Here is a 6,319-nt window from a genome sequence, read left to right as displayed (position 1 = left end):
GCGGGGAGCTGAGCGGGTTTCCACACGGCCGGACGGTCGGCCCGGCGCTGAGCGGGTTTCCACACGGCCGCAGGATCCGCACCGCCATCGGATCCGTCGGCGGCGCACTCTCACTCAATCCCGTACCGCCACGTAGTCCCGTACCGCCGCTCACTCGACCCCGTACCGCGCCCCGATCCCCGCGATCAGCAGGAGCAGCCCCTCCTCGAATCCCTCCTCGAAGTTCTGGAAGACCTCGGCGCCCGCGGACGCCGCAAGAGGGAAGTCGGCCATGCGGGCGGCGCGCTCCTCGACGTCGTAGCCCTCGCGGCGCTCCCCCGGCAGCGGCCAGACGCCCTGTTCCTCGGCGACGAAGCCGAGGGTGAAGTAGTGGGCGGTGGTGCTGGCGCGGACCGCCTGGGGAAAGGTGAAGCCCGCCTCCACCAGGGCGCGGAGGTTCGCCTCCAAGTCGACCGCGTGCTCGATGCCGGTGAAGCGGGTGCCGCTGAACACCTTGGCGCCGTCGCGGTAGCCGAGCAGCGCCGCGCGCAGGCCACGCTGGCTCGCGAGGATCCGTTCCTGCCAGGTGGTGTCCGGGGCGGGCCGCGCGCTCGCCATCATCCGGCGGTACATCTCCGTCGCCATCTCGTCGAGCAGGGCCTGCTTGTTCTTGAAGTGCCAGTAGAGGGCGGGGGCCTGGACGTCCAGCTCCTTGGCTATCGCCCGGAGAGTGAGCCCGTCGAGGCCGACCTCGTTGAGGAGCCTCAGGGCGGTCTCGACGACCTGCTTCTTGTCCAGCTTGGGAGATCTCTGACTAGCCACGCTTGACAGTTTAACGCCGTTAAGGGCACGCTCGGAGCATGGAGCTTAACGGCGTTAAGGAACTGTTCATGAGCACGTATGACACGGATGTACTGATCGTCGGCGCCGGCGCGGCCGGGCTTGCGCTCGCCATCGACCTTGCCCGGCGCGGGGTGCCCGCCCTCGTTGTGGAGCGCGCCGACGCGCTCTTCCCCGGCTCGCGCGGCAAGGGTCTGCAGCCCCGCACTCAGGAGGTCTTCGACGACCTCGGTGTAGTCGAGGCGGTCCGCACGGCGGGCGGCCCCTACCCGGTCTCGATCGTCTGGCAGGACGGGGAGCGCAAGGGCGAGCGCAAAATGGCCGACGAGACCGAGGCGACGGAGGCCGCGCCCTACCACGAGGCGTGGATGCTGGCGCAGTGGCGTACGCAGGAGATCCTCTTCGCGCGGCTGACAGAACTCGGCGGAGGAGTCGCGTTCGGGCGGGAGCTGGTGGGGATCGCGCAGGACGCGGACGGGGTGACGGCCTCCTTCGCATCGGGCGCTCCGGTCCGCGCCCGCTACGCCGTCGCCGGTGACGGTGGCCGCAGCACCGTGCGGCGCGTGCTCGGCATCGGCATGACCGGCGAAACCGTCGACCCGAACCCGATGCTGGTGGCCGACGTCCGCATCACCGGCCTCGACCGCGGCAACATCAACATGTTCCCGCCCGCCGGCGACGAGGGCTTCATGGTGGTCTTCCCGCTGGCGGGGACGGAGGACTTCCAGGTGGTGGCCCAGTTCCCGGACGGCACGGACATCGACCTCTCCCTCGAGGGCATCCGCAAGGTCGTCGCCACCCGCTCGCACCTCTCCCCCGAGGACGTGACCGAGGTGCGCTGGGCCTCCAACTTCCGGCCGCGGGCCGCCCTGGCCGACCGGTTCCGCGAAGGCCGCATCTTCCTCGCGGGCGACGCCGCGCACGTCCACTCACCCGCGGGCGGGCAGGGCCTCAACACCAGCGTCCAGGACGCCTACAACCTGGGGTGGAAGCTGGGCGCGGTACTGAGCGGCACGGCGGCCCCGGCCCTCCTCGACTCGTACGAGGAGGAGCGGCTGCCCAACGCCGCCGACATGCTCGGCCTGACCACCCAGGTCCACCGCGGCGAAGTCCAGCGCGGCGCGGCCACGCAGCAGCTCGGCCTGGGCTACCGGGGGCGCTCACTCGCGGTGGAGACCCGGGAGGGGCTGCCGTCCGGTGCGCTGCACGCGGGCGACCGCGCACCGGACGGCATCCGTGGCGGCGTACACCTCTTCGACGAGTTCCGCGGGCCGCACTGGACGCTGCTGGCGGTCGGCACGGACGGGGACCTGCCGCAGCTCGCCGGGACCCCTACGGTCCGGATTCCGGCGTACGAGGCGTACGGCACGGGGGTCTTCCTCGTCCGGCCCGACGGTTACGTGGGCTGGGCGGGCGGGACGGCAGAGGGACTGGCGGAGTACGCGAGCCGCGTGGGCGTCGCCCCGGACAGGTCCTAGTCCCGTCTACGCGCCGGCCAGCGTCAGCTTCACGGCGAAGCCGAGGAAGAGCGCGCCGACTGCGGTGGTGGCCCCGGCCGAGAGTCGCCTGCGGCTGCGGAAGGCCGCCGCCAGCTTCGTACCGCTGAAGATCAGCGCGGAGAGGTAGAGGAAGCTCGCCAGCTGGGCGAAGGCGCCGAGGACGAAGAAGGAGAGGGCCGGGTAGGCGTACGCCGGGTCCACGAACTGTACGAAGAAGGCGACGAAGAACAGGATCGCCTTCGGGTTGAACAGACTGATGACCAGCGCCCGCTTGAAGGGCCGCTCCTCGGCCGCCGTCACCACGGCCGGAGCCTCCGCCCGTGCCTTCCGGGTCCGCCACATCCCCCACGCGGACCGCAGCATCCCGATCGCCAGCCACGTCAGATACCCGGCACCGGCGTACTTCACGATCCCGAACAACAGCGCGTTCCCCTGCAACAGCGAGGCCACTCCCGCCGCCGACAGCGTCATCAGAGCGGTGTCCCCGCACCAGACGCCCGCCGCCGCTTTGTAGCCGGTACGTATGCCGCTGCGAGCGGCGACCGACAGGACGTAGATCGAGTTCGGGCCGGGAAGCAGGACGATCAGGACAAGGCCTGCGAGGTAGGTGGGGAGGTCGATGACACCAAGCATGGATCGAGTGTCGCACGAGGGTACGACACACTTCCTCCGGGTATCGCGGGTCGGTCAGTCACCGTCGAGGAGGGTGTCCACGGAGAGGTCGAGGGTGATGCCGACGGACTCGGGGACGGGGACGGTCTGGCCTCGCTTGAAGCGCTGGGGGGCGTCGTACTTCCCCTCGACAGGGTTCTGGCAGAGCAGCACCTCGTCGTGCTTGCGGTCGACCACGATGTAGACCGGGATGCCCGCCTCGGCGTAGCTCTCGACCTTGGGGCCGAGGTCGTCCGACCAGTTCGAGGACGTTACTTCCACGACCAGACGGAAGACGTTCGGGGCGTAGCAGTTCTTCTGGACGAGGGCGTCGCGGAAGTCCTCGTCCACGACGGAGAAGTCGGGGATCGCGTAGTCGTCGGGCAGCGCGGGCAGCCACAGTCCGATGCCCTGGACATACCTGAGACCGGCCTTCCGGGCTCCCGCCCCATCGAACGCTACGACCAGCCAAGTCAACGACAGCGCATGCGAGCCGTCCGGCGGCGGTGTCACAGTGAGCCTCCCCTGGAGAATCTCCACGCGGTGCCCAGGCAGTGCACGGGAGAGCAGGTCGGCGGCTTCGCCCAACGTCAGCTCGTGTTGCATTACAGCCACGGCATCCTCCTTTTCAGGGCTCACACTTCACGAGAGTAGCCGGGGGCGGGCGGTTTCCGCTCCCGGTCACCCGTACGAAGTAATCACGCAGGTCAGAAGGCATCCGTAGGAACATAAGTCCCCCAAACCCCCCGCAGCGCGTTGCACACCTCGCCCACCGTCGCCCGCGCCCGCAGCGCGTCCTTCATCGGGAACAGCACGTTGTCCGTACCCTCCGCCGCCTTCTTCAGGGCGGCCAGTGCGCCGTCCACCGCCGACTGGTCCCGTTCCGCCCGGAGCCTCGCGAGGCGCTCCGCCTGCTGGGCCTCGATCGCCGGGTCGACGCGGAGCGGCTCGTAGGGCTCCTCCTCGTCCAGCTTGAAGCGGTTGACGCCGACGACGACCCGCTCGCCGGAGTCGGTCTCCTGGGCGATGCGGTACGCGGAGCGCTCGATCTCGCCCTTCTGGAAACCGTGCTCGATGGCGCCGACCGCGCCGCCCAACTCCTCGACCCTGGCCATGAGTTCGACGGCCGCGGCCTCCACGTCGTCGGTCATCCTCTCGACGACGTAGGAGCCCGCGAAGGGGTCCACGGTGGCGGTGACGTCCGTCTCGTACGCCAGCACCTGCTGCGTACGGAGTGCGAGCCGCGCGCTCTTGTCCGTCGGCAGCGCGATCGCCTCGTCGAAGGAGTTGGTGTGCAGGGACTGCGTACCGCCGAGCACCGCACCAAGGCCCTGCACCGCGACGCGCACCAGGTTCACCTCCGGCTGCTGAGCGGTGAGCTGGACTCCCGCGGTCTGCGTGTGGAAGCGCAGCATCAACGACTTGGGGTTCTTCGCGCCGAACTCCTCGCGCATCACCCGCGCCCAGATCCGGCGCGCGGCACGGAACTTGGCGACCTCTTCGAGAATCGTCGTACGCGCCACGAAGAAGAAGGACAGGCGCGGGGCGAAGTCGTCGACGTCCATTCCCGCCGCCACCGCCGTCCGCACGTACTCGATGCCGTCCGCCAGCGTGAACGCGATCTCCTGCGCGGGCGAGGCACCCGCCTCCGCCATGTGATAGCCGGAGATCGAGATCGTGTTCCACTTCGGGATCTCGGTCCGGCAGTACTGGAAGATGTCCGCGACCAGCCGGAGGGAGGGCTTGGGCGGGAAGATGTACGTGCCCCGCGCGATGTACTCCTTCAGGATGTCGTTCTGGATCGTGCCCGTCAGCTGTGCGGCCGGCACTCCCTGCTCCTCGCCGACCAGCTGGTACATCAGCAGGAGGAGCGCGGCCGGGGAGTTGATCGTCATCGACGTGGAGACCCTGTCCAGCGGGATCCCGCCGAACAGCACCCGCATGTCGTCGACGGAGTCGATCGCCACGCCGACCTTGCCGACCTCGCCGGACGCGATCGGGGCGTCGCTGTCGTGGCCCATCTGGGTGGGCAGGTCGAAGGCGACCGACAGGCCCGTCGTGCCATTGGCGATCAGCTGCTGGTAGCGCGCGTTGGACTCGACGGCCGTGCCGAAACCGGCGTACTGACGCATCGTCCACGGACGCCCCGTGTACATCGAGGGGTACACACCCCGCGTGAAGGGGAACTCGCCCGGCGCACCCAGCTTCTCGGCCGGATCCCAGCCCTCCAGGGTCTCCGGTCCGTAGACCGGCTCGATGGGCAGACCGGACTCGGATTCGCGCGCCATTGCTGTGTCTCCCGCCGAAGCTGGCCAATACCTGTTTGATGGGCTTCGCTCTCCACCATGCGGTGTAGTTCGCCACCGGGCACGCGCGGGGAGCATCTCAGGTGACACACGACGGCACGACGGGGGTCCGATGCGTACGGCACCACGGATGACGAGACACGGGAAGCGCTCACTGGCCGCCCTGGCGGCGCTGATCGCGGTCAGCGGCTGTACGGCGCAGGCCGGGGACGCGGACGGGAAACAGCCGCCCCTGATAAGGATCGACGGCACGGCCGGCGCCACCCCCACGCCCCGGCCCACCGCCACCTCCGACGACCCCAAGCCGAGCGCCACCCCGGCGAAAACCCCGGCCCCGGCCCCCGAGGTCCTCTGGTCCAAGGGCGACGAGGGCACCGACGTACGCGAGGTGCAGGCCCGGCTGCGGCAGGTCGCCTGGCTCTTCGACGGGCCGACGGGGACGTACGACGACCTCACCGCCACCGCCGTGAAGGGCTTCCAGGGCAAGCGTGGTCTGCCGCGGACCGGCGAGCTGGACACCGTCACCTGGCAGCGGCTGCAGAAGATGACGAAGGAACCGGGAAAGTGGGAGCTGTACGCGTTCGGCGGGCAGCCGGCCGCGGAACCGGACGCGCGCTGCATGACGGGCCGCGTGCTCTGCGTCAGCAAGACGAGCCGCACGCTGCGCTGGATGATCGACGGCCGGACGGTGTCGACGACGGAGGTGCGGTTCGGCTCGGAGTACACGCCGACCCGCGAAGGTGTGTTCAGCGTCTACTTCAAATCGCGCTATCACGTGTCGACGCTCTACGACTCGTCCATGCCGTACGCCATGTTCTTCAGCGGCGGCCAGGCGGTCCACTACTCCGCCGACTTCGCGGGCCGCGGCTATTTCGGTGCCTCGCACGGCTGCGTCAACGTTCGGGACGAGGGGAAGATCGCGGAGCTGTTCGCGCAGGTCCGCACGGGAGACAAGGTCGTCGTCTACTGGTGACGCGCGGTGCGGAGCAGCGGGGCGCGGAGAGGTGAGGCGGCGCGGGCGGGACCGGGGGAACGTGTCCCGCC

General features: G+C 69.6%; 6 protein-coding genes. 2 read left to right on the top strand and 4 right to left on the bottom strand.

Annotation, left to right across the window (positions count from 1 at the left end):
• Window positions 1–150: 150 nt before the first annotated feature.
• Window positions 151–801, bottom strand: a complete 651-nt coding sequence (locus ACFWP7_RS11680; RefSeq protein WP_384379798.1) for a TetR/AcrR family transcriptional regulator C-terminal domain-containing protein — start codon at window positions 799–801, stop codon at window positions 151–153.
• Between the two features lie 68 nt (window positions 802–869).
• On the opposite strand from ACFWP7_RS11680, the gene ACFWP7_RS11675 reads away from it, so the two are divergent.
• On the top strand, window positions 870–2,297 hold the full coding sequence (locus ACFWP7_RS11675) for an FAD-dependent monooxygenase (RefSeq protein WP_384379795.1): 1,428 nt from the start codon (window positions 870–872) through the stop codon (window positions 2,295–2,297).
• Between the two features lie 6 nt (window positions 2,298–2,303).
• On the opposite strand, the gene leuE is transcribed toward ACFWP7_RS11675, so the two are convergent.
• The 3 genes from leuE to ACFWP7_RS11660 all read right to left on the bottom strand — a co-directional run bounded on the left by leuE (window position 2,304) and on the right by ACFWP7_RS11660 (window position 5,257).
• Window positions 2,304–2,951: a leucine efflux protein LeuE gene (gene leuE, locus ACFWP7_RS11670; protein WP_384379792.1), complete on the bottom strand. Its 648-nt coding sequence runs from the start codon at window positions 2,949–2,951 to the stop codon at window positions 2,304–2,306.
• A gap of 54 nt (window positions 2,952–3,005) precedes the next feature.
• Window positions 3,006–3,584, bottom strand: coding sequence for a Uma2 family endonuclease (locus ACFWP7_RS11665; protein WP_384379789.1), 579 nt, complete (start codon window positions 3,582–3,584; stop codon window positions 3,006–3,008).
• A gap of 92 nt (window positions 3,585–3,676) precedes the next feature.
• A complete protein-coding gene (locus ACFWP7_RS11660) occupies window positions 3,677–5,257 on the bottom strand; it encodes a methylmalonyl-CoA mutase (RefSeq protein WP_384379786.1) in 1,581 nt (526 codons plus the stop codon).
• Window positions 5,258–5,405: 148 nt separating this feature from the next.
• On the opposite strand from ACFWP7_RS11660, the gene ACFWP7_RS11655 reads away from it, so the two are divergent.
• Window positions 5,406–6,248, top strand: coding sequence for a L,D-transpeptidase family protein (locus ACFWP7_RS11655; RefSeq protein ID WP_384379783.1), 843 nt, complete (start codon window positions 5,406–5,408; stop codon window positions 6,246–6,248).
• Window positions 6,249–6,319: the final 71 nt, after the last annotated feature.

It is taken from the genome of Streptomyces sp. NPDC058470 (assembly GCF_042721055.1).
GTDB lineage: Bacteria > Actinomycetota > Actinomycetes > Streptomycetales > Streptomycetaceae > Streptomyces.
This window is presented reverse-complemented; position numbering and strand designations above follow the sequence as displayed.